We start from the raw sequence: 20,046 nt of genomic DNA, 5'->3' as shown, positions 1-20,046 counted from the left end.
CGACGTTCGTAGCCGACGCTGGTCGACGGCAACGCGCCGAGAGCTTTTCCGCAGGCACTGCCCGAACCGTGACCCGGAAAGACCTGGATATGATCCGGCTGCGTGACGAACGACCGCTTCAGACTGCGGAAGATCTGTTTGGCACCCTCGAAACGGGTGTCGACACCGTCGGCAGCTTCGTCGAGTAGGTCCGGGCGGCCGAGATCACCGGCAAAGACGAAGTCGCCCGTCAACATGTATCCCGGAGCATCGGCGAAGGCACCGTCGGTCACCAGGAACGAGAGGTGCTCCGGGGTATGACCGGGCGTGTGAACGGCTTGCACGGTGATGTTGCCCAGAGCCAGCGTGTCGCCATCGTGGAGGCGTTCGGCCTCGAAGCCGTACTGCCAATCGTCGCCGCCCTCTCCTGAGACGTAGGTGACCGCCCCGGTGGCCTTGGCCAGCTCGCGAGTGCCGGACAGGTAGTCGGCATGGATATGGGTCTCGGTCACGGCGGTGATGGTCATGCCATGCCGATCGGCCAGATCCAGATACACACCGATGTCGCGGCGGGCGTCGACCACCACTGCCTCTCCTTTGGCCTGGCAGCCGATGAAGTATCCGGCTTGGGCGAGGTCTTCGTCGTAGATGCGTTCGAGAAGCATCGAAATCTCCTTGTCGATCGTGGCGGCGTTCGTATGGGTGTCAAGAATCCACGGTACCCCGTGGGGTATTTTTGCAGGTTCTGTGCGTCGAGGCGCACGGTTCCGATTCCTGCGGGGTGGAGGTGAAGTGGGCGGCATTCCACTGGGCGACCAGGGGCATCGCAACCGACTGATCCAGCGAGGCGCAACGACTCACAGCGCCACCGCAGCGGTTGCCGACCATCACGTCCTCCTCAGCCGTCCGGCACTCGCCGACTCGGGGCGGACGAGGGAATTTCATTCCTCCCGAGTGTGACGTTTGTCAGAATTGGCGACTAGCCTCATCCATAATGTACGTACATCCGTACGATCAATCAAGGAGAGGGTGGCGTATACCTCGGCACGTGTCCTTGCACCACCTGCTCGAACGCCGGAATGACCTTCCAACACGACTGCTGTCGATGCAGTGCACCTGGCCTCAATGACCACCAATGTCGTGACCACACGGCTCGCGCCCACACCGACGTCAGACCGGATGCGCACCCGCCGCTCGGGGACGCTCACGCTCTGGACTTCCCCGATACATCCTTCGACACCATGGTGTGCACGTTCTCGCTCTGCGCCATCCCAGCCCCGGACATCGCGCTCTCGGAAATGTCGCGAGTGCTGCGTCCAGGTGGAACAATGCTCCCCGCCGATCACGTCGCCTCGTCGATCCGGCCGGTTCGATGGATCCAACGCGCCCTGAAACTGGTGAGCATCCCGATCGGTGGCGTGCACTTTCTGCGACGGTCCTCGCTCGCGATCACCGGTGACGAGAGCTTCTCCATCGAGGACATCGACCGGTTCACTCTCGGTCTCGTCGAGCGTCTTCACGCCCGAAAGGTGTCCTGAACGGGCAGGTACGATGGGCGCGGCACGCGCGGCCGACCATATTCCGGTACTTCTGCCTCGACGAACGCGAGAAGCCGCTTCAGCAGTGCATCCGCACGGTCGTCGAGCGTTGAATCGACGCCACCGAGTAGCTCGTGCGCGTCCCGGCGTGCCTGGGTCCCGTATTCGTAGTATCCGGGGTCGAGTACCGAAGCCGAGGCGGGCTACGGGACGAGCTGTGCGCTCGGTTGCCGTGCCTGCACCGAGTGGAGTCGGTGCACAGGTACTCGCCCGTCCAGGTGGGCTCGAACGATGTCGGCGACCGCACGGGACGTGAGTGGGGTCGCAATCAACGGGGTGTGGCCCAACCGGTCGATCGCAGTCGACAGCGGCTGCCGATCGGCCGGATCGACGTACCGGTCGAATCCGCCGAGTCCGGTACCGCCCACGGCATCGAGAGCATTCGGGTACTCGGATACCGCGTGCGATGGCCCAGCACCTCCAACAAGCGCTGATACACCATCCGCGGCGAGATACCCCGCCCCCGTCAGTGCCGGGGGAAGTGACAGTGTGGACGCCGCGGCCTGTGTCGATACGAAGGGCGTCGATCCTTGGATCGGCGGTGACATTGCAGTGCCGCAGGGCCGCGATCTGGGTGTACGGCAGACCGGTCGAGGCGAAGATCAGGACGCGGGCGTCTCGCCGCGCGAACAGTTCTGACGGCCAACCGGATTCGGGGAGGCGGGCGATGATGCCGCCGATCACGGCTGCCAGCTCGTGCAGGCGCGCCGTACGCGCCACGTCCAGCGCAGCCCGAACGATCTCCGCGCGCCCCGGAGGGGGTAACAGCTGCCGGGAATGGGTGCCGTCGATCACCGCGATCCGGCGGCGTTGGGTCGTCGACGTAGCGAGGTGCACGTGGAGGACGCCGCGACGACCTGCAGCCAACGTACCCACGCGCAGACCGGGCAGGATTCGTGACGGCCGGTGAACGGTAGGGCTTTGAAGGCCCCGACGCCGTCCTGATCGGTCTTCGACGCCCGAATCCGTACGTGCGCACCGTCGAGGCGGTCGCGGCGGACACCGCCGCATTCGAGCGCCACGAGTTCGCTACGACGAAATGCGCCGGTATAGCCCATCAGCAGCAGCGCGGTGTCGCGGCGTTCGAGCACCTCCGACGCCCACCCCGCTGTAGTGCGTCGGGCGTGGTCGACGATCGTGGTGATGTCGGAGGTCAGCAGCGGTGCGCGTGGATTGCGGGGCCGCTCCCCCGCCGACGCGTAATCCCGCCGAATACTGGCGAGGGTGGCGCGCACCATCTCGTGCCCGCACGGGTTGTCGTGTCCGGTAGCGCGGTGGCGGTCGGCGATCGCCGCGACCCATTTGCCGAACGTCGCGGCCGCGTACGCCCGAGTCCCGTCGACGGTGAGTGTGTCCGCCGCGGCCACGAGATAGGCGGCCACCGTCGCGGGATGCGCCGGTAACGAGATATACCCGGTGGCGGCGCACCAGGTTTCGAAGCGTCTCCACGCCGAGGCGTAGGCGCGGCGGGTGCCGGTCGAGCGCGATGACGCCATCGACTGCTCGATCCGAGCGGCGACGTCGGGTGGGAGATCCGGAAACACCGCTGCGGTACCGCCCGGCAAGACAGCCGGAACAATGTTCGAGTCGTCTGCGAGCTGGCGTTCGGTCATGGGCAGGACTGTAGCGGGCACCTCCTACACATTTATCGAACAGAAACTACGCTCACCTGGCGTTTCCTCAAGGACGGTGCGGGAAGGAAAATTCTCGTCGGTCACCGCACAAATAACGTTGGTGACTATGACCCCGGCGCGAAAAAGGGCTCTTCGGCTATCGCCGCGCGTGCATCGCGGACGACCCCGCTCCATCGGGCGAGAGCTATGTCGGCGGATGGTGCAGCGGGATCCCGTGGTCGAGGAACAGTTGCACCGTCTCATCCAGCTCCGCTGCGGTGCGGCACCCCCGGAGCAGGAAGTTGTACAACGAACTGGCGGATGCGGGATCGACGCGCGCTGCCGCGATGGCGGCCTCGGCCGCAGCGTGCGCGTCAGCCCATAAATCGCGCTCAGGTGCGGGATAAGACGAGCGCGTCGGAGCGGTCCCAGGATCGACCGGCTCATACGGTCGTGGGCGCAGCAGAGATGCGTGCGCACCGCCGGCATCGATCTCACCGCTCTCGACCATCGCAATGCCGATCGCTGCGGCCTCGAGGACTGTCGCCTGCTCGTCCCAGTGCAGGTCCTCGAACGGAACCCACGCGGTCCGCAACGGGCGAGAACGACCGGCGGCCTTCCAGATCGCAACGAGCCTCGTCGCCCACCGTCCGGTGCGAACCAGTGGCGTGGACACTTCGTCGACGACGGTGCGCAGAAGCCGGAACCACACTGCGGCATGTACCCGGCCTGGGCCGAGTTCCACCCATCCCGTCGTCAGAGCCTCGGTGCTGCGCCGATCGAGGTCCGTGACCGCCGAGGGAACCGGAACGGGCGAGACCCGTTCGTCCGAACCGAACCGGACCTGATCCCAGAAGATTGCATGACCAGGGAAAACAGAGCAGGGTTCGAGTCGACAACGGTGGTCGAGGCAGCTGCTCAGCACCGGATATTGGTGCAGCAGAGTCATGTTGATATCAGCAGTGGATTCGAGGCTGTCGATACATGCCGGGCATGCCCGACTGCGCGGAGTGCTCGCCCACGGCAACCATGCTTCGCTCGTGGGTGTGCGGCGTCGTCGATCCTCCCTCGCGAGGTCGGCCGGTAGCAGGATCGAGAATTGGTGGACGTAGGTGTCGAAGTCGCAGTCGGCGGGGTCGGTGCTGTCGAGCAGCCACGGTGTCCACCCCGCCAACGTCATCATCCGCACCCTCTCTACCGGGACTGCGCCGCGACCGGCCAGCTCGGCAAGTATCGGCTCCGGTGTGTAGCGGTCGAGATCTTCGACAGAACAATCGATTTCGAGTTCTGCAAGAAGGTCAGAGGGCCTGATGTGCGGATACAGCTCGCATATCCGGGCCAACCATGACGAGAGGACCTCACCTGGCAGTGGCTGCGGGTGCAGCGGCCACGGGCGAACGTACGCATCACCGGGCATCGGTGCGAGCCGCGCGTTCATGCGAGGTGGCGTTCGAACTGGCGGCGTCGCTCCGTGGGGCCGAGGTACGGAGTGCGCGTGAGCACCGATGAGGTCATCGCTTCCTCTCCGCTGTCGACGGCGGTCACTGCTGCGGCAGTGAGCAGCGTTGTCAGTTCACCGATGGTGCCCTCGGAGCGAGTAAGGAGGTAGTCGGTCATCTCCGGTGATGTCAGGTGCGAGGGTTTGCGGAGGGGGAAGCTCGTGCTGAAGCTGGCCAGCAGTGATCTGGTGTCGGCAGTGTTGGTCCAGACCGGCAAAGTCATGGGATGGAATCGGTTCTCCAACTGGGGATCGGTCCGGATGGCGAGGTAGGCGTCGCGGGTTCCGACAGCGACAAGAGGAATGCGTAGTTCGTTGCCCAGGAACCGCAGCACGTTCAAGAATTCGCGGCGGACGTTGTCGCGGCCAGCGAGAACATTGTGGAGCTCGTCGATGATCAACATCCGTACGCCGGTGGCGCGGAGCAGCATCAATGCTTGCTGTTCGAGTTCGTGGACCCGATTGCGTGGTCGGGTTGGTGTTCCCAACGCTGTGAGCAGTGCGAGGTAGAACCGGCCGGGTGACGGGTCCGGGGGCATCTGCACGCACAACACCGGTAGCTGCTCGCGGTCGGACAAGCTGATCGGCGGATGAGTACGCCGGAACTTTACGATGTTCATCGACTTGCCGTTGTTCGTCGGACCGAGCAACAGTAGGTTCGGCATACGCTGTCGGTCAGGCCACGACAACAACGTCTCCAGATGGTCGATGACCATACGGGCCTGCGGATACCCGATCCACCTCTCCGACCGGATCAACCGGATCTTGTCCGCGTCGTCGAGTGCGGCGAGCGGACGAACCGACTCCCGCAGGTGCCCCAAATCCTCACCGGACGACTCGGTGGCTTCGTCGCTGCGTCCTGTCGATGGGGTCATCCGGCTCACCATTCCTCGATGTCGCTGAAGACCGGCGTTGCGGTGCCGCCGTCCGCTCGAGGCTCCACCGGCGGGTGGATCGCCGGGATCGGTGCAGACGCGGCGCCGGTGAGATGCGTGCGGCGGGCACGGTTGCGCCGGGCTTTGCGGGTGGCTTTCTGCGAGCGGTCGGTGACCTCGCGCATCTGCTCGATCATCGAAAACAGTGCGCTCTCATCGACGTTCGACCGACCTTGTTCGCGGAGACGAGTGATAGCAGCTCTGTGCTCCCACAATGTCACCGCGGGATGTGACATCGTCCGGTACGGCACCTCGACATAGCCGGCACCGTCTGGTTCGAGGACCCAGATTCTGCTCAAATCTCGTGGGTCACGTCGTATCAGGAACCGCCCCAAATCCTCTCGCCGCGCAACCCACGGTTTGAGCGCGTTCGAGAAGTAGTGCACGTGATCGAGAACGAAGCCCGTACGCGTCAGACGTCGCCGGATGACGGGAAGAAAGTCCACCAGGAACGCGGTTTCGCCAAGTACCACACGAGGGGCATGACCAACTGCGGCGACCCCGCCGGCCCACACGGCGGCCGGAGTGTTCCCGATCCCTTTGTGAACACTCGCGTGATATGAGGCTATGGCCAGGACCAGCCAGCGCTCCAACTCACGCAATGTCAACGCCGCATGCTTGTCCGAGTCGTAACTTCCTCGGTCCGCTGGGTTCGAGAAGGTGGTCCCAGGCAGCTCGTGCACCGCCGTCATCGCCGTTCCGATGATGCGTTCGACGATCCCGCCGTAGTGCGGTCGGCCCGGAGGACGGTATTCGAGTGTGATGGCGTGCTGGGCGCATCCGCGGCGCAGCGCTTCGCTTTTGAACTCGGAGGCGTTGTCGAGATACAACTGTTTCGGTTTCCCTGCCATCGGCCACTGCACCTGTTCCGCGAGCTCGCATGCCTCCAGCCATGTCTGCTTCTCGCAGCACACGCGGCCCAGGCACAACCCGACCGATATCGACGACGGCGGCTCCAAAGTGACGACGAACCCGAGTACGGAACGGCTGAGGACATCGATGGCGATCGTCAGGTAGGGGCGACCGATCGGTTGACGCTCGTACTCGTCGACGACCATCAGATCGACGACGGTGTGGTCGATCTGGACCTGATCGAGAATCCCCGCAACTGTCGGTGGATCGTCGCCGGCGGACTGACGTGGGCGGGCGGCATCGGGTCCTCCGCGTGACCTGGCCACCGATGCCGGATGGAGCGCGGCGATTCGTGCGGTGACGGTGTTTCTGGCCGGCACTGGCAGACCCGCGCGGTGACACGCCAACGCGATACGTCGATGCAGCGCAGCGACACTCAGCTTCTGGCGGTGAAGAAAATATCGGGTGAGATGATCGCCGATCACCTCTTCGACCTCAGCCGCTACTCGGCTGCGGCCACGCCCACCCGGCGAGACCTTCGTCAGAAGATCGGTGACCGTACCTGTCCCGTCCCTGAGTTTGCCAAGCAACGCATAGACCCGACGGCGCGACAACCCCAGTCGTTCGGCCGCATCATCGACCGCTGCCAAACGCACCGGATGCATCTCCAGCAAGGGAGCCAAGACAGCGAATCGGGTCTCTGCCTGCGCCCACCGCTCCCCCGACGCCGTCAGCACACCGGTCTCCACGACGTCGAGCTTGTCGGGGTCCATCACAAGCCTCCCTGTCACCGAGAGCTGAACGCGCGACCGTGCACCGCACTTCCGACATCAGAATGTCAGAAGACACGTGCACTCATCCTCAAAACGCCTGCAAAGAGTGCAGCCGTCTTTTGAAACTGACATAGTGGCAGGGGTGAGTCGGGCTCGTATTCCCGATTCTCGGCGGACTAATGCCGTTCGCCGAATATGTCGTGCACATCTCTTCGACAACGCTTCCCGGCAAGAGAACCATCCAGGCTACTGACCTGCGTGGAAGTAAAGCGTCCACCGCCGTGTTGGTACAGACTGCTTCACAACACCTCCGAGGAAGGACCCGGGCTGCAGATGGCAGATCAGATCACGCCGACGGACCGGCCGATGGCACGATTCGTCGAACGGATCTCGCGGGCTCGCGGCGAGAAGAACAGTGAAACCTTGGCCGCGGGCTTCCTGCTGGCGGCCACGTTGATCGCCCTGATCTGGGCGAACTCCCCACTCGGTGACACCTATCAGTCGTTCTGGCACACCGAGCTGTCCATCACCGTGGGTGAACACGGCATCTCCCTCGACCTCGCCCACTGGGTCAACGACGGGCTGATGGCGCTGTTCTTCTTCGTCGTCGGTCTCGAGGTCAAACGCGAGTTCGCGATGGGTGAGCTCACCGACAGATCGCGCGCAGCGATTCCCATCGTGGCTGCACTCGCCGGTCTGGCCGCACCCGCGCTGCTGTTCCTCGCCTTCAACCCCTCCGGCCCGGCCGCCCAGGCCTGGGGCGTGGTCATCTCCACCGATACCGCGTTCCTGCTCGGTGCCCTGGCGGTACTCGGCCCGAAGAAGGCCGCGCGGCTGCGGATCTTCTTGTTGACGCTGGCCGTGGCCGACGACGTGGGCGCGCTGGCAATCATCGCGTTCTTCTACACCGATGATCTCGACGTGGTTCCGTTGGTGTTGGCGTTCATCGGTCTCGGACTGATCTTCCTGTTGCGTCGGCTCGAAGTGTGGCGCGGTGTCGGGTACTTCGTCGTCGCACTGTTCACGTGGGTCGCGATGTACGAGTCGGGCGTTCACCCCACGCTGGCCGGCGTGATGATCGCGCTGATTCTTCCGGTGTACCCGCCGCGTCGCTCCGAGGTGGAACGAGCATCGGACCTCACCCGCGCCTTCCGCCAATCGCCGAATCCCGAATACGCCCGCGCCGCGAGACTCGGCCTGGATCAAGCCGTCTCGGTCAACGAGAGACTGATGCGCCTGTATCAGCCGTACACCGCGTTCATCATCGTGCCGATCTTCGCGCTCGCCAATGCGGGAGTGGTGCTCAGCTCGGACACCCTGAAGGCTGCCTCCACGTCGACGCTCACCTGGGGCATCATCGCCGGCCTGGTGCTCGGCAAGCTCGTCGGAATCACCGGGGCCTCGGCCATTTTCGCGAAGTTGCGACCCTCGGCTCTGGCTCCCGGACTGACCATGTCGCACATCGCGGGTGGTGCGGCGATGTCCGGAATCGGGTTCACGATCTCGCTGTTCATCATCGACCTCGCGCTCGACGATCCGCTGCTGGCCGACGAGGCCCGCGTCGGTGTGCTGGCAGCCTCGGTCATCGCTGCCCTGCTCGGCTGGATCCTCTTCCGCATCGACGCGAAGATCCACCCGCCGAAAGCCGAAGCGTCGCTGCGTATTCTGCGTCCGGTCAGCCCCAAGCGCGATCACATCCGCGGGCCCGTCGACGCTCCGCTGACGATCGTCGAATACGCCGATTTCGAATGCCCGTTCTGCAGCAAGGCAACCGGCAGCGTCGCCGAGGTACGCAAGCACTTCGGTGACGACCTCCGGTACGTCTACCGACACCTGCCGCTGGACGACTACCACCCCCATGCCCGCTACGCGGCATACGCCAGCGAAGCCGCCGCGGCGCAAGGCAAGTTCTGGGAGATGGCCGACGTGTTGTTCCGCAACAGCGACGCCCTCGAACCCGACGACATCGACGGGTACGCACGCGAACTCGGCCTCGACATGGACAGATTCGAGGACGACATCCGCACCGGCGACTACGTGGTGCGCGTCGAGGACGACGAACTCGACGCCACGTCCTCCGATGTGGGCGGCACTCCGACGTTCTACCTGGGTCGCGGTGACAAGAACCTCACCCGCCACGTGGGGCCGTACGACGCGGCGACGCTGATCCGGGAACTCGAATCCATGTGAGGGTGGGCCGGGTTGCACGGAACACGGCTCGATCGACCGGATCCCGTCGACAACGCTACGTAGTGTGCAACCCTGCCCAGGCCGAGCGGAACTAGCTGTCGGTGCGATTTCCTTCCGCATCCCAGTGCTCGGCGACTTTCTTCGACGGCTGCACTCGGGGCGGTTCGCCCGGCATCTTGGGGTAGTCGGGCGGGAAATTCAGCTCACCACCCGGCAGTGTTTCCCACAGGTGCAGAAGCGGTTCCAGTGAATAGGCCTTCGTGTCCATGTCGGCCCACGGGTCGCCGTCCTGGACCAGGTCCGGCACGGTGACGAGGTTGAAGTCACGCGGATCGGTGACGTCCGCCAACTGCGACCACGTCATCGGTGTACTCACCGTCGCTCCGGGCCGGGCTCGCAGACTCCACGCGCTGGCTATGGTGCGGTCACGATTGTTCTGGTTGTAATCGATGAAGATGCGTTCTCCGCGTTCTTCTTTCCACCAGTTGGTGGTCACCCCGTCGTCGCGACGTTCGAGTTCTCGGCCCAGGCCGATGGCCGCATGCCGCACCTGCTCGAACGTGTACTCGGGCTCGATGCGCACGTAGATGTGAATGCCGCGATTGCCGCTGGTCTTGGGGTAGCCGCGTAAGCCCAACTCCTCCAACAACTCTCGTGTCACGTCGGCGACGCGAAGCGCGTCGGCGAATGTCGTCCCGGGCTGCGGATCGAGATCGAGACGCAGCTCGTCGGGATGGTCGACGTCCGGTCGTCGTACCGGCCACGGATGGAATGTCAGCGTGCCCATCTGGGCTGCCCACACCAGAGACGCAGTTTCGGAGGGACACAGTTCTTCGGCAGTGCGCTTGCTCGGGAACGCGATCTTCACGGTCTCGATCCACTCGGGCGCACCCTTGGGCAGCCGCTTCTGATAGAAACCGTCGCCCTCCTTGTCCTGCGGGCCGAGCGCCAATCGCATTCCCTCGCGGTAGCCGTCGGGCCACCGCTCCATCGCGGTCGGGCGGTCGCCGATCGCCCGCATCAGCGGTTCGCCCACCGCGGCGAAGTATTCGCACACCTGGAGTTTGGTGATCTCCGGGGTGCGTTCGGTCGCTTCGTAGATCACTCGGTCGGGACTCGACACTCGCACTTCGCGCTCGCCCGCCTGCACGAACGCCGGTGGTGTTTTCGCGGCCATGTCTATCGCCCTCCAGCAATCACATCGGCGACGTCGTAGCGCACCGGCACTTCGAGCTGGTCGTAGGCGCACGAGCGCGGATCGCGATCCGGTCGCCAGCGCAGGAACCTGGCCACGTGCCGCAGCCGCGCGCCTTCCATCTGGTCGTAGGCGACTTCGATGACTCGCTCGATGCGCACCGGAATCCAATTGCGATCGTTGGACGAATTCCAACGGGTCGCCTCGCCGTCGTAGGTGACGTCGTCACCGAGCCGGAGCGGTTCGAGTTCTTCGAGCAAGTCCAGCCGCCGCTTGTCGGTGAACGCCGACGCTCCGCCGATCATGCGCAGATCCTCGCCGTCGTACAGGCCGAGCAGCAGTGATCCTATGCCGTTGCCGGACTTGTGAATTCGATAGCCGATCAACACGCAGTCGGCGGTACGGGCATGCTTGATCTTGATCATCTCGCGCTTGTTGGGCAGGTACGGCCCGTCGAGCTTCTTCGCTACGACGCCGTCGAGGCCTGCTCCCTCGAACCGCTCGAACCAGTCCTCGGCCACGGCCGCATCGTCGGTGGCCGAGGTGACGAAGCAACTCGGCCCGCCCGTGCCCACCGCGTCGAGCAATCGCGCCCGCCGCGTCGAGAACGGCTCACCCGTCAGATCCTCGTCGCCGACGGCCAACAGATCGAAGCCGATGAACTGCGCCGGTGTCTTCTCCGCCAGCATCGTCACTCGGCTCGCCGCGGGATGGATGCGCTCGGACAACGACTCCCAGTCCAGGCGCGTGGAACCGTTCTTCTCGCGCGGCACCACGATCTCTCCGTCGATCACGATCTTCTCGGGTAGTTCGGCCTTGACGGCCTCGACGAGCTCGGGAAAGTACCGAGCCAGGTCCTTGCCGCCGCGCGATCCCAGCACCACCTCGTCGCCGTCGCGGAACACGATGGCGCGAAAACCGTCCCATTTGGGCTCGTACGACCACACCGGCGGCCCGTTCTCGGGCTGAGGAGGCACCACTTTCGCGGCTTTGGCGAGCATCGGCGCAACCGGAACGGCGAGAGGAAGATCCACGCACTTCATCCTGCCTCATGCGGCCGACAACCGAGTCCGATATTTTCTACACACATACGGTCGATGCACCCAGCACGCTTCTTTCGTCGAGAGCAGGACTCACCATGGCGTCACCCACTCGTTCGGTCCGCGCTTTCGTCGTCGCTCTGTCCGCCTGCGCGGCGGTGCTACTGAGCGGATGCGCCTCGGAGGTATCCGGGACCGCCGTCGCCATCTCCGGTGCCAGCATTCCCACCACCACGACGCCGCCACGCACCACCACCGGTTCCCCGACCCCCGACATCGACGAGGGCGGCAGCGTCGACATCGACGTCGAGATCGGCCAATGCGTCGAACTCGGTGGGACGGTCGAGAACGCCACCGTCGCCAATGCGACCTGCGGATCCCCACAGTCCAACTACGTCGTGTTCGCCAAGACTCCGACCTCGGCCGAATGCCCGCCCGACGCCGACCAGTACTACTACGAGACGTACTTCGACATCGAGCAAGGGGCCCTGTGCCTCGACATCGACTGGATCGTCGGTGGCTGCATGGACCTGGTGGGCGAGTTCGCGCAACGCGTCGACTGCGCCACCCCGGGTGCCGACACCCGCCGGGTGGTGACCATCCTGCAGGGCACCACGTCGGTCGACGACTGCCCCGACCCCGCGTTGTACGGATTCGAGAAGGACTCCCGCAACTTCGTCGTCTGCGTCGAGAAGTTGTGACCGAGCAGCCTGCAGAGCGGCACGATGTAACCATTTCCCTGTCCAGTGCGCGGGGCCGATGGATCGTCGCGGCCACCGTGCTCGGGTCGTCTCTGGCGATGCTCGACGCCACCGTGGTCAACATCGCGCTGCCGGCGATCGGTCGGGATCTGGGATCGGGTGTCACCGGGCTGCAGTGGACGCTCAGCGGTTACACGTTGGCGCTGGCGTCGCTGATCCTGCTCGGCGGCTCGCTCGGTGACCGGCTCGGACGCAGGCGGGTGTTCGTCTGGGGCACCGTCTGGTTCACGGCGGCCTCGGTCCTGTGCGGTCTTGCCCCCAGCATCGAGGTGTTGATCGCCGCCCGGCTGCTCCAAGGCATCGGCGCGGCATTGCTGACCCCGGGTTCGCTCGCGCTGATCTCGGCGTCCATCAGATCCGACGATCGCGGAGCCGCAATCGGGCTGTGGTCGGGGTTGGGCGGAGTGGCATCGGCGATCGGTCCACTGCTCGGCGGCTGGCTCGTCGACGCCGTCGGCTGGCGCGCGGTGTTCCTGATCAATGTTCCACTGGCCGTGGTGGTCGTGTGGGTGGCGATGAAACATGTTCCGGAGAGCCGTGATCCGCACGCTGCCGGTCGCCTCGACGTCCCCGGCGCGGTGACGGTCGCCGCTGCCCTCGGGCTGCTGACGTACGGTCTGATCGAGTCCCACGTTCTTGCGCTCGCGTTGGGGATCGTCGCGGTCGGAATGTTCGTGGTGATCGAGCGCCGCACCCACGATCCGCTGGTACCGCCGTCACTGTTCGCCTCGCGCGTGTTCCTGGCAGCCAATCTCGTGACCTTCGCCGTGTACGCCGCGCTCGGCGGGGTGTTCTTCCTCCTGGTGTTACAGCTGCAGTTCGCGGTCGGGTTCTCCCCTGTCGCAGCCGGATTGGCCACCATCCCGATCACCGTGCTGATGCTCGTACTGTCGGCCCGCGCGGGCCGGCTCGCGGGGCGCATCGGCCCGCGCATTCCGATGACGGTCGGGCCGCTGCTGTCGGCGGCGGGGCTGCTGCTGATGCTGCGCATCGGGCCCGGATCCACCTATGTCGCCGATGTTCTCCCCGCCGTCGTCGTGTTCGGCCTCGGCCTGTCCGCTCTGGTGGCCCCGTTGACCGGAGCCGTCCTGAGCGCGGCACCGGACGACCGCGCCGGAATCGCATCGGGCGTCAACAATGCTGTCGCCAGAACCAGTCAACTGCTCGCCGTTGCTGCGCTCCCCGCATTGGCAGGCATTGCCGGGTCCGATTACTCTGCGCCGCAGGTGTTCTCGGCCGGATTCCACTCGGCGATGCTGATGTGCGCCGGGCTCTTGGTACTCGGTGCCGTCATCGCGGCGGCGCTGATCAAGAGCACTGGCGACACCTCCGACTGCCCACCGCACTGCGATCTGGGCGCACCCCTGGTCGACAGACGCAGCGTCGACTGACTGCTCACCGCACGATCAACACCGAGCATTCGGCATGGTGCACGAGGTTCTGACTGACCGACCCCAGGATCGCACCGCGGAGGGCACCTCTACCTCGGCACCCGACCACGAGCATCGATGCAGACGCAGACAGCGCTCGCAAGCCTCGCGTCGGGCTCGATTGGGCACTGACGGTCGTGAGCTGCACAGCCGGATACTTCTCGTGCATCTTCTCCACATGCGTTTCCAGCCAACGCTTCTCGTCTTCCTGCACCGCCTGCCAGTCGATGTAGCCGGCGCTCATCCCGATGCCGGCCTGAGCCGCGAACCCCCAGTAGTTGACTGCGATCACGGGTGCGCCCAGGTTGTCGGCCATCTCGAGCGCGGCACCCAGCGCTCGATCGGACTGTTCGCTGCCGTCGATCCCGACCACGATCGGGCGGCCCACGTCGGCCTTGTCGTTTTCGTTGCGGAGCAACAACACCGGACACTGCGCGTGCGTCATGACGCGCAGCGTGTTGCTACCGAGGGTGAGGTCGCGGATCGCGCTCGACTTCCTGGATCCCAGCACCACCATGTCTGCTCCCACGTCGGCCACGTACGACGCTATGGTGCCGTCCACACTGACGGTGTCCACGGATACCCCGGGTGCGGCGGCGTGTACCTCGCCCTCTGCTCGGACGAGGTGTTTGCGGCCCATGGCGCGAAGATCCCTCTCCAGCGCGCCACCGTCGACGAATGCTGCCGACCCGTACCAATCCCCTACCGGGACTGCATGAACGAGACGTACGGTCGCGTGGACCTTGTCCGCGTAGGTGCCGGCCCATCGGGCTGTAGCCTCGGCCTCGGCCGATCCGTCGATACCCACGACGATGGGAAGTGTGCGGGCGGTGGAATTACTCATGTGATCTTCCTGTCTCGATATCGACGGCCACGGCACAGTCGCCATGACGTGATGATTTGCAGTGCAGTCGAATCGGCAGTCCGTGTTCGCGTCCGGTCAGCGTCCGAAGAGCGCGGACACCTCGTCGAGATCGATGTCGGTTCGGCAACCGCTCGGCTCCAATTCGACGTAGAAACTCTCGTAGCCACGCGGGTCCGCACCGCGCTCACCCGTGCTGCGCCGCTCGAACACTCGAGCGTCCGGCCACCGTTCGAGCACGGCTGTTCTGAGGATGTGTCCGTCGGGCGAGACCCCGCTGAGAGGCCCGTACTCGGCGATCACCACCGAATGGACGACACCGTCGATCGATGCAGTGGTCACCGGAAACACCATCGGTACCGATTGCGTCGGAATCTCGACGACTACGGAGTCGGAATCGACCCGCATCGAGCCCGTCACCTGCGGCCTTTCACTGTCGGTCCTACTCGTCGTTCCTGCTCTGGCGGGCTCACGTCCGCCAGAAGTCGGCGTCACATCGACCCCGCCACAGAATCGGAACCCGAAGGCGCATGCGACCTTTGCGCGGCGTGCTGCCCTGCACGAAGGCTCACTGCGGCCATCACGAACATCGCTGCTGCCGCACCTCCGCAGACCGCAGCCCAGCCGGTCACACCGGACGCGAGCAACGTCAAGAAAAGACCTACCGCGGCGACGGCACACACCAGTAGCACTTCGGCGAGGACATTTTCGGCCTCGGCCAACACGGCCTGCCCGTCGTGTCCGTCGTGTACTTGCTGCTTCATCTCGAACTCCTCGAAGTCGACGAATCGGTAGAACCGACATTGCCGAATTCTCGATGCCGACGGCAGGGTCGAAAGTCCCGATCCTGCCGCCATGAGGCCCGGCCTTCACCCTCGTGAATTCGTCTCGCCCGCAGTCGGTCCACGCATCAGCTCGACCCCCGACACCGACGTCGGGGTCACTTCGACGAGTCGGTGCATCGGCGGGCCGTCCGAATGCGGCCGGGGCAGTAGCTGTTCGAGGACTTCGAGTCGAGCATCCACAACCGCACGGGCGATTCCGTGAATCACGACAGTCGATACGGTCAGGTGAGCGTCGTCCTCGGCGTCCACTTCCAGGACGACCGAGGAATCCAGCGCGCTCCACCCCAACCGCGACCGCCCCTCGGCGTAGAAATACACCCGACTACCGCTCCACACGATGGAGACCGGGTCGATGGTGGGCCCGAAGTGGTCGTGGCCGATCAGCCGTGCGACGGTCGCCCGTCGCGCAAGCCGATGAGCGTTGTTGGAGTCCAGAACTCGTCGTCGATCCTCACTCCCGCGCACACGATTCGGTACGGTGCGGTTGGTCATAGGTCTCTGCAGATCATCACCGGGCAGTGGGCGTGGCGGGTGAGGTTGCTACTGGTCGATCCGAACAGTGCTCGGGCAACCACTCCTCGCCCGTGACTGCCGACCACCACGAGGCCGGCTCGCCTGGACAGATCGACAAGGAGATGCGCCGGGTTACCCTGTCGCACCACATGTTCGACACTGACATCCGGATATTTCTCGGCCCACCCGGCCAGACATTCGGAGAGCAGCATCTGCTGCTCACGCTCGATCTCGATGCTGTCATGCGGCCCCGGCGGGGAGAGCGCCGCACCGTGGGACCACGAGTTCCAGGCGAGCGCGGCGATCATCGATACACCGAACAACGAGGCCAGATCGAAGGCCTGCTCGACGGCCGCCTCACTCGTTGCACTGCCGTCGATACCGACGAGGACCGGCGCGTCGAAGCCGGCGTCGCCCTCCCGCCACACGATCACCGGGCACAGGGCCGCGTTCGAGGTCTCCTGCGCCGTACTGCCGAACAATGCGGACACGATCGGCCCGGAACCCGAATTGCCGACGACGAGCATCCGCGCGGTGGAGGAGAGTTCGGCCATCATCGTGCACGCCGTCGCCTCCTCCACCGAGGTGGAGACGGCAAGGTCGGGATGACGGGCCAGCACTGCGGCAGCGACGTCGGTCACCATGTGTTCGGAAGCTCGGCGCTGCTCGTCCCACACCTCCTTCGGCACGACCGCTGCGGGCTCGCCCATGTAGATCACAGGCTGCTGTACTGCAGTGGCGATGAGCAGGGGAGAGTCCACCCTTTCTGCCAGTGTCGCCGCCCAGAGCGCAGCGCCGATACTGCCGGCCGAACCATCCACCCCCACCACGATTTTCTGATGTGCTGCGAGAATCACGATCGTCTCCTGTTCGTTGCGCGTGCGGGAGCAGACAGCACCGAGGCCACCGCATGTCGTGGCGTTCGAGGCGCCGGGGCGCCGATCATCGGTGTACCGACTCGAATCAGCACCTGTGCCATGCCGATGTGCGGTGCCAACGACTGGACGAGTCGCCTGCTGCCGGCCTGTTCCGTCATGTGAGTCAGCGGGCACGTCGCCAAGCCGTCCGCGGTCGCTGCCAGCAGAAACGTCGACATGGCACGGCCACAGTTCAGCCAATCCAGTCGTTCGTCCGACGGTGTGCCGAGCAGCACCACCGTGGACTCGTCTTCGACCGGCTCGCGCGGAACCACCGTGCCGACGCGGTGCGGTTCGGGGAATGCTCGTCCCACCTGGACCCTCGACGCATCCGCGCGGTTCGTCAGCGCCTCGGGCGGAATTCCGCCGGAACGGAACGAGTGCCCGGCCCACCATCTGATCTCGGCCTGGTACGTCGCGTCGAACTTCCGGATGCCCGCGCTCAGCGTCGAGGCCCTCGCCAACGTCTGTTTCGACTCTGCCGACAAGACGGTCATCTCGGTGCCGTAGTGCTGCCGACCGAGATATCGCGTCAGAACGCGGTCGGTCGGCACCGGTCCGAACGCCCGCCGATCCGAGTGCCGACGATTGATCGCACTCAACATGTCGAACTCACGCGACCGAGGATGCGCGTCGTGCACGAGGCGGATACGCGCAAGATGATCCGGCGTGCCCGGGGCGGGCAACAGGTCGATCTCGGTCTTCCACCTAAACGCCGCGGCAGCCTTCTCGAGATGGTCCAACGCAGCCCCGCAGCTCATCACCATCTGCCGTTCGGTCGGGTCGATCACCCCCAGCACGCGGGAGGTGTCGGTGTACAAATCGAGTCCGTGTTCGGAGTAGGTCCACCTCCACGGCTGGCTGTTGTGCACCGACGGCGCGCGACACGCGAGCTCCACCAGCATTTCCACCACGGCCGTATCCGGCTGATCGTTCATCGTCTCTCCTCGACCTCCCACCGCGATGCGGTGGATCCGCCCCCACTGTCGCCCCGAGGTCGCGGTGCTCGACAGGGCCGTTCGTCACTCGATGGAGGGCATTCCGGTGCATGCCGAAAGAGCGCAGCGCCACAGGTTTAGTGTTGACGGTGAATGCGACTCGGGGCGGAACCTGAGGACGCGACCGAGGAGCCACCATCGCCGACCGTTCAGGAGTGTCATGACGACCCCGCACAATCCACCCGAAGTCGACGTCAAGCCACGTAGCCGGGACGTCACCGACGGGCTGGAGAAGACTGCCGCCCGCGGCATGCTCCGCGCCGTCGGGATGGGCGACGACGACTGGGTCAAGTCCCAGATCGGCGTCGCGTCGTCGTGGAACGAGATCACTCCCTGCAACCTCTCGCTCGAACGACTGGCGAAGGAAGTCAAGAAGGGCGTCCACGCGGCCGGCGGGTATCCGTTGGAATTCGGCACCATCTCGGTGTCCGACGGCATCTCGATGGGCCACGAGGGCATGCACTTCTCGTTGGTCTCGCGTGAGGTCATCGCCGACAGCGTCGAAACCGTCATCAGCGCCGAACGTCTCGACGGCTCCGTGCTGCTCGCCGGCTGCGACAAGTCGCTGCCCGGAATGTTGATGGCTGCCGCGCGTCTCGACCTCGCCAGCGTCTTCCTCTACGCCGGATCCACGCTGCCCGGATTCGCCACCCTGTCCGACGGCAGCGAGCACCAGGTGACGATCATCGACGCCTTCGAGGCCGTCGGTGCCTGCTCCCGTGGACTGATGTCGCGCGCCGACGTCGACACCATCGAACGCGCCATCTGCCCCGGCGAAGGTGCCTGCGGCGGCATGTACACCGCGAACACCATGGCCAGCGCCGCCGAGGCCATGGGAATGTCGTTGCCCGGCAGCGCTTCTCCGCCGGCACCGGACCGTCGCCGGGACGGCTTCGCACACGCCAGCGGCGAGGCCGTCGTCGAATTGCTGCGACGCGGCATCCGCACCAGCGACATCCTCACCAAGGAAGCCTTCGAGAACGCGATCGCCGTCGTCATGGCTTTCGGCGGATCAACCAACGCCGTGCTGCACCTGCTGGCCATCGCGCACGAAGCTCAGGTCGAACTGACCCTCGCCGACTTCACCCGCGTCGGAGCGAAGGTTCCACACCTCGCCGACGTCAAGCCCTTCGGCAAGCACGTCATGACCGACGTCGACGCCATCGGCGGTGTCCCCGTGGTCATGAAGGCGCTGCTCGACGCCGGCCTCATGCACGGCGACTGCATGACCGTCACCGGAAAGACCGTGGCGGAGAACCTCGCACACATCGCTCCCCCGGACCCCGACGGCAAAGTGCTGCGCGCACTGGACAAGCCGATCCACCCGACCGGCGGCATCACCATTCTCGAAGGATCACTCGCCCCGGGCGGAGCCGTCGTCAAGTCCGCCGGTTTCGATTCCGACGTATTCGTCGGTACCGCACGAGTTTTCGAGCGCGAACGCGCGGCCATGGATGCTCTCGAAGACGGCACCATCGCGGCAGGCGACGTCGTCGTCATCCGGTACGAGGGACCCAAGGGCGGACCCGGAATGCGCGAAATGCTCGCGATCACCGGAGCCATCAAGGGCGCGGGCCTGGGCAAGGACGTCCTGCTGCTCACCGACGGCCGATTCTCCGGCGGAACCACCGGCCTCTGCGTCGGACACGTGGCACCCGAGGCAGTCGACGGCGGACCCATCGCCTTCGTCCGCGACGGCGACCAGATCCGACTCGACGTCGGCAAGGGCACCCTCGACGTTCTCGTCGACGCAGCCGAAATGCAAGCACGCCAGGAGGGTTGGGCACCGCTTCCTCCGCGCTACACCCGCGGAGTACTGGCCAAATACTCGAAGCTGGTCGGTTCGGCATCGAACGGTGCGGTGCTGATCTAGCCACCCGCCCTAGCCCTAGCCCTAGCCCCCGGCCCTAGCCCCCCCCCGGGTTGGGATCAATGTGGGTTTCAGTCAGTTGGACTGCAATGCACAGCTCCCCGGAAGTTGGACTGAGTAATTCAGTTCCGACTACCGGGGAGTTTTGTATGCGTGCACGAAGTTCACTTACCGAGG

General features: G+C 65.2%; 19 protein-coding genes and 1 pseudogene. 7 read left to right on the top strand and 13 right to left on the bottom strand.

What is annotated here, in order from left to right:
• A partial coding sequence (locus AB0P23_RS24760) for an MBL fold metallo-hydrolase (protein WP_363799714.1) occupies nucleotides 1-644 on the bottom strand: 644 nt, incomplete at its 3' end.
• A 414-nt stretch (nucleotides 645-1,058) separates the two neighbouring features.
• On the opposite strand from AB0P23_RS24760, the gene AB0P23_RS24755 reads away from it, so the two are divergent.
• The 3 genes from AB0P23_RS24755 to AB0P23_RS24745 all read left to right on the top strand — a co-directional run bounded on the left by AB0P23_RS24755 (nucleotide 1,059) and on the right by AB0P23_RS24745 (nucleotide 2,216).
• Nucleotides 1,059-1,517 (top strand): class I SAM-dependent methyltransferase, encoded by a 459-nt coding sequence (locus AB0P23_RS24755; RefSeq protein WP_080733148.1) that lies wholly within the window; start codon nucleotides 1,059-1,061, stop codon nucleotides 1,515-1,517.
• 338 nt (nucleotides 1,518-1,855) lie between these two features.
• Nucleotides 1,856-2,011, top strand: coding sequence for a hypothetical protein (locus AB0P23_RS24750; protein WP_155288742.1), 156 nt, complete (start codon nucleotides 1,856-1,858; stop codon nucleotides 2,009-2,011).
• 55 nt (nucleotides 2,012-2,066) lie between these two features.
• Nucleotides 2,067-2,216, top strand: coding sequence for a hypothetical protein (locus tag AB0P23_RS24745; RefSeq protein ID WP_155289453.1), 150 nt, complete (start codon nucleotides 2,067-2,069; stop codon nucleotides 2,214-2,216).
• Between the two features lie 206 nt (nucleotides 2,217-2,422).
• Here AB0P23_RS24745 and AB0P23_RS24740 read toward each other — a convergent pair.
• The 4 genes and pseudogenes from AB0P23_RS24740 to AB0P23_RS24725 all read right to left on the bottom strand — a co-directional run.
• Nucleotides 2,423-3,190: pseudogene (locus tag AB0P23_RS24740) on the bottom strand (integrase); the annotation flags it as partial.
• 205 nt (nucleotides 3,191-3,395) lie between these two features.
• Nucleotides 3,396-4,628: a TniQ family protein gene (locus AB0P23_RS24735; RefSeq protein ID WP_363799711.1), complete on the bottom strand. Its 1,233-nt coding sequence runs from the start codon at nucleotides 4,626-4,628 to the stop codon at nucleotides 3,396-3,398.
• Entirely contained in the window at nucleotides 4,625-5,563 is a 939-nt protein-coding gene (locus AB0P23_RS24730) for a TniB family NTP-binding protein (protein WP_363799710.1), read from the bottom strand. Before AB0P23_RS24730 ends, AB0P23_RS24735 begins: the two co-directional genes overlap by 4 nt.
• 5 nt (nucleotides 5,564-5,568) lie before the next feature.
• On the bottom strand, nucleotides 5,569-7,248 hold the full coding sequence (locus AB0P23_RS24725; protein ID WP_363799709.1) for a transposase family protein: 1,680 nt from the start codon (nucleotides 7,246-7,248) through the stop codon (nucleotides 5,569-5,571).
• A 333-nt stretch (nucleotides 7,249-7,581) separates the two neighbouring features.
• Here AB0P23_RS24725 and nhaA point away from each other — a divergent pair, with 333 nt between their 5' ends.
• Nucleotides 7,582-9,438 carry a Na+/H+ antiporter NhaA gene (nhaA, locus tag AB0P23_RS24720; RefSeq protein ID WP_032372528.1) on the top strand — a complete coding sequence of 619 codons (1,857 nt, stop codon included), beginning with the start codon at nucleotides 7,582-7,584 and terminating at the stop codon, nucleotides 9,436-9,438.
• A gap of 91 nt (nucleotides 9,439-9,529) precedes the next feature.
• Here the strand turns inward: nhaA and AB0P23_RS24715 are convergent, their stop codons facing one another.
• Together AB0P23_RS24715 and AB0P23_RS24710 are read right to left on the bottom strand one after the other, a co-directional pair.
• Entirely contained in the window at nucleotides 9,530-10,615 is a 1,086-nt protein-coding gene (locus tag AB0P23_RS24715; protein ID WP_032372529.1) for a DNA polymerase domain-containing protein, read from the bottom strand.
• 2 nt (nucleotides 10,616-10,617) lie between these two features.
• A complete protein-coding gene (locus AB0P23_RS24710; protein WP_032372813.1) occupies nucleotides 10,618-11,667 on the bottom strand; it encodes an ATP-dependent DNA ligase in 1,050 nt (349 codons plus the stop codon).
• A 104-nt stretch (nucleotides 11,668-11,771) separates the two neighbouring features.
• Between AB0P23_RS24710 and AB0P23_RS24705 the strand changes: the two genes are divergently transcribed.
• Nucleotides 11,772-12,374, top strand: coding sequence for a hypothetical protein (locus AB0P23_RS24705; protein WP_032367160.1), 603 nt, complete (start codon nucleotides 11,772-11,774; stop codon nucleotides 12,372-12,374).
• On the top strand, nucleotides 12,371-13,825 hold the full coding sequence (locus AB0P23_RS24700) for an MFS transporter (RefSeq protein WP_155288741.1): 1,455 nt from the start codon (nucleotides 12,371-12,373) through the stop codon (nucleotides 13,823-13,825). The genes AB0P23_RS24705 and AB0P23_RS24700 overlap by 4 nt, the downstream gene beginning before the upstream one ends.
• A 4-nt stretch (nucleotides 13,826-13,829) precedes the next feature.
• Here AB0P23_RS24700 and AB0P23_RS24695 read toward each other — a convergent pair whose 3' ends face one another.
• From AB0P23_RS24695 to AB0P23_RS24670, 6 genes are all read right to left on the bottom strand, one after another.
• Nucleotides 13,830-14,708: a universal stress protein gene (locus tag AB0P23_RS24695; protein WP_032372530.1), complete on the bottom strand. Its 879-nt coding sequence runs from the start codon at nucleotides 14,706-14,708 to the stop codon at nucleotides 13,830-13,832.
• Nucleotides 14,709-14,804: 96 nt separating this feature from the next.
• Nucleotides 14,805-15,134, bottom strand: a complete 330-nt coding sequence (locus AB0P23_RS24690) for a hypothetical protein (RefSeq protein ID WP_155288740.1) — start codon at nucleotides 15,132-15,134, stop codon at nucleotides 14,805-14,807.
• A gap of 83 nt (nucleotides 15,135-15,217) precedes the next feature.
• A complete protein-coding gene (locus AB0P23_RS24685; protein ID WP_139278565.1) occupies nucleotides 15,218-15,490 on the bottom strand; it encodes a hypothetical protein in 273 nt (90 codons plus the stop codon).
• 105 nt (nucleotides 15,491-15,595) lie between these two features.
• The gene (locus tag AB0P23_RS24680) at nucleotides 15,596-16,063 is read right to left on the bottom strand and encodes a pyridoxamine 5'-phosphate oxidase family protein (RefSeq protein ID WP_032372533.1); all 468 of its coding nucleotides are present in this window, start codon (nucleotides 16,061-16,063) and stop codon (nucleotides 15,596-15,598) included.
• Entirely contained in the window at nucleotides 16,060-16,941 is an 882-nt protein-coding gene (locus AB0P23_RS24675; protein WP_032372534.1) for a universal stress protein, read from the bottom strand. Before AB0P23_RS24675 ends, AB0P23_RS24680 begins: the two co-directional genes overlap by 4 nt.
• Nucleotides 16,938-17,939, bottom strand: a complete 1,002-nt coding sequence (locus AB0P23_RS24670) for a nitroreductase family protein (RefSeq protein ID WP_045841630.1) — start codon at nucleotides 17,937-17,939, stop codon at nucleotides 16,938-16,940. Before AB0P23_RS24670 ends, AB0P23_RS24675 begins: the two co-directional genes overlap by 4 nt.
• Nucleotides 17,940-18,159: 220 nt before the next feature.
• On the opposite strand from AB0P23_RS24670, the gene ilvD reads away from it, so the two are divergent.
• A complete protein-coding gene (gene ilvD, locus AB0P23_RS24665) occupies nucleotides 18,160-19,872 on the top strand; it encodes a dihydroxy-acid dehydratase (protein ID WP_027495252.1) in 1,713 nt (570 codons plus the stop codon).
• Nucleotides 19,873-20,046: the final 174 nt, after the last annotated feature.

The organism is Rhodococcus sp. NPDC077669 (assembly GCF_040686915.1).
GTDB classification, from domain to species: domain Bacteria; phylum Actinomycetota; class Actinomycetes; order Mycobacteriales; family Mycobacteriaceae; genus Rhodococcoides; species Rhodococcoides fascians.
Note: the sequence above shows the minus strand (reverse complement) of the source record. Positions and strands in the feature narration are given on the sequence as shown.

Coding starts and splice junctions, on each gene's coding strand:
- AB0P23_RS24755 (WP_080733148.1), top strand. CDS start 1,059: ATGACCTTCCAACACGACTGCTGTCGATGCAGTGCACCTGGCCTCAAT.
- AB0P23_RS24735 (WP_363799711.1), bottom strand. CDS start 4,628: ATGAACGCGCGGCTCGCACCGATGCCCGGTGATGCGTACGTTCGCCCG.
- AB0P23_RS24730 (WP_363799710.1), bottom strand. CDS start 5,563: ATGACCCCATCGACAGGACGCAGCGACGAAGCCACCGAGTCGTCCGGT.
- AB0P23_RS24725 (WP_363799709.1), bottom strand. CDS start 7,248: ATGGACCCCGACAAGCTCGACGTCGTGGAGACCGGTGTGCTGACGGCG.
- nhaA (WP_032372528.1), top strand. CDS start 7,582: ATGGCAGATCAGATCACGCCGACGGACCGGCCGATGGCACGATTCGTC.
- AB0P23_RS24715 (WP_032372529.1), bottom strand. CDS start 10,615: ATGGCCGCGAAAACACCACCGGCGTTCGTGCAGGCGGGCGAGCGCGAA.
- AB0P23_RS24705 (WP_032367160.1), top strand. CDS start 11,772: ATGGCGTCACCCACTCGTTCGGTCCGCGCTTTCGTCGTCGCTCTGTCC.
- AB0P23_RS24695 (WP_032372530.1), bottom strand. CDS start 14,708: ATGAGTAATTCCACCGCCCGCACACTTCCCATCGTCGTGGGTATCGAC.
- AB0P23_RS24690 (WP_155288740.1), bottom strand. CDS start 15,134: ATGCGGGTCGATTCCGACTCCGTAGTCGTCGAGATTCCGACGCAATCG.
- AB0P23_RS24685 (WP_139278565.1), bottom strand. CDS start 15,490: ATGAAGCAGCAAGTACACGACGGACACGACGGGCAGGCCGTGTTGGCC.
- AB0P23_RS24680 (WP_032372533.1), bottom strand. CDS start 16,063: ATGACCAACCGCACCGTACCGAATCGTGTGCGCGGGAGTGAGGATCGA.
- AB0P23_RS24670 (WP_045841630.1), bottom strand. CDS start 17,939: ATGAACGATCAGCCGGATACGGCCGTGGTGGAAATGCTGGTGGAGCTC.
- ilvD (WP_027495252.1), top strand. CDS start 18,160: ATGACGACCCCGCACAATCCACCCGAAGTCGACGTCAAGCCACGTAGC.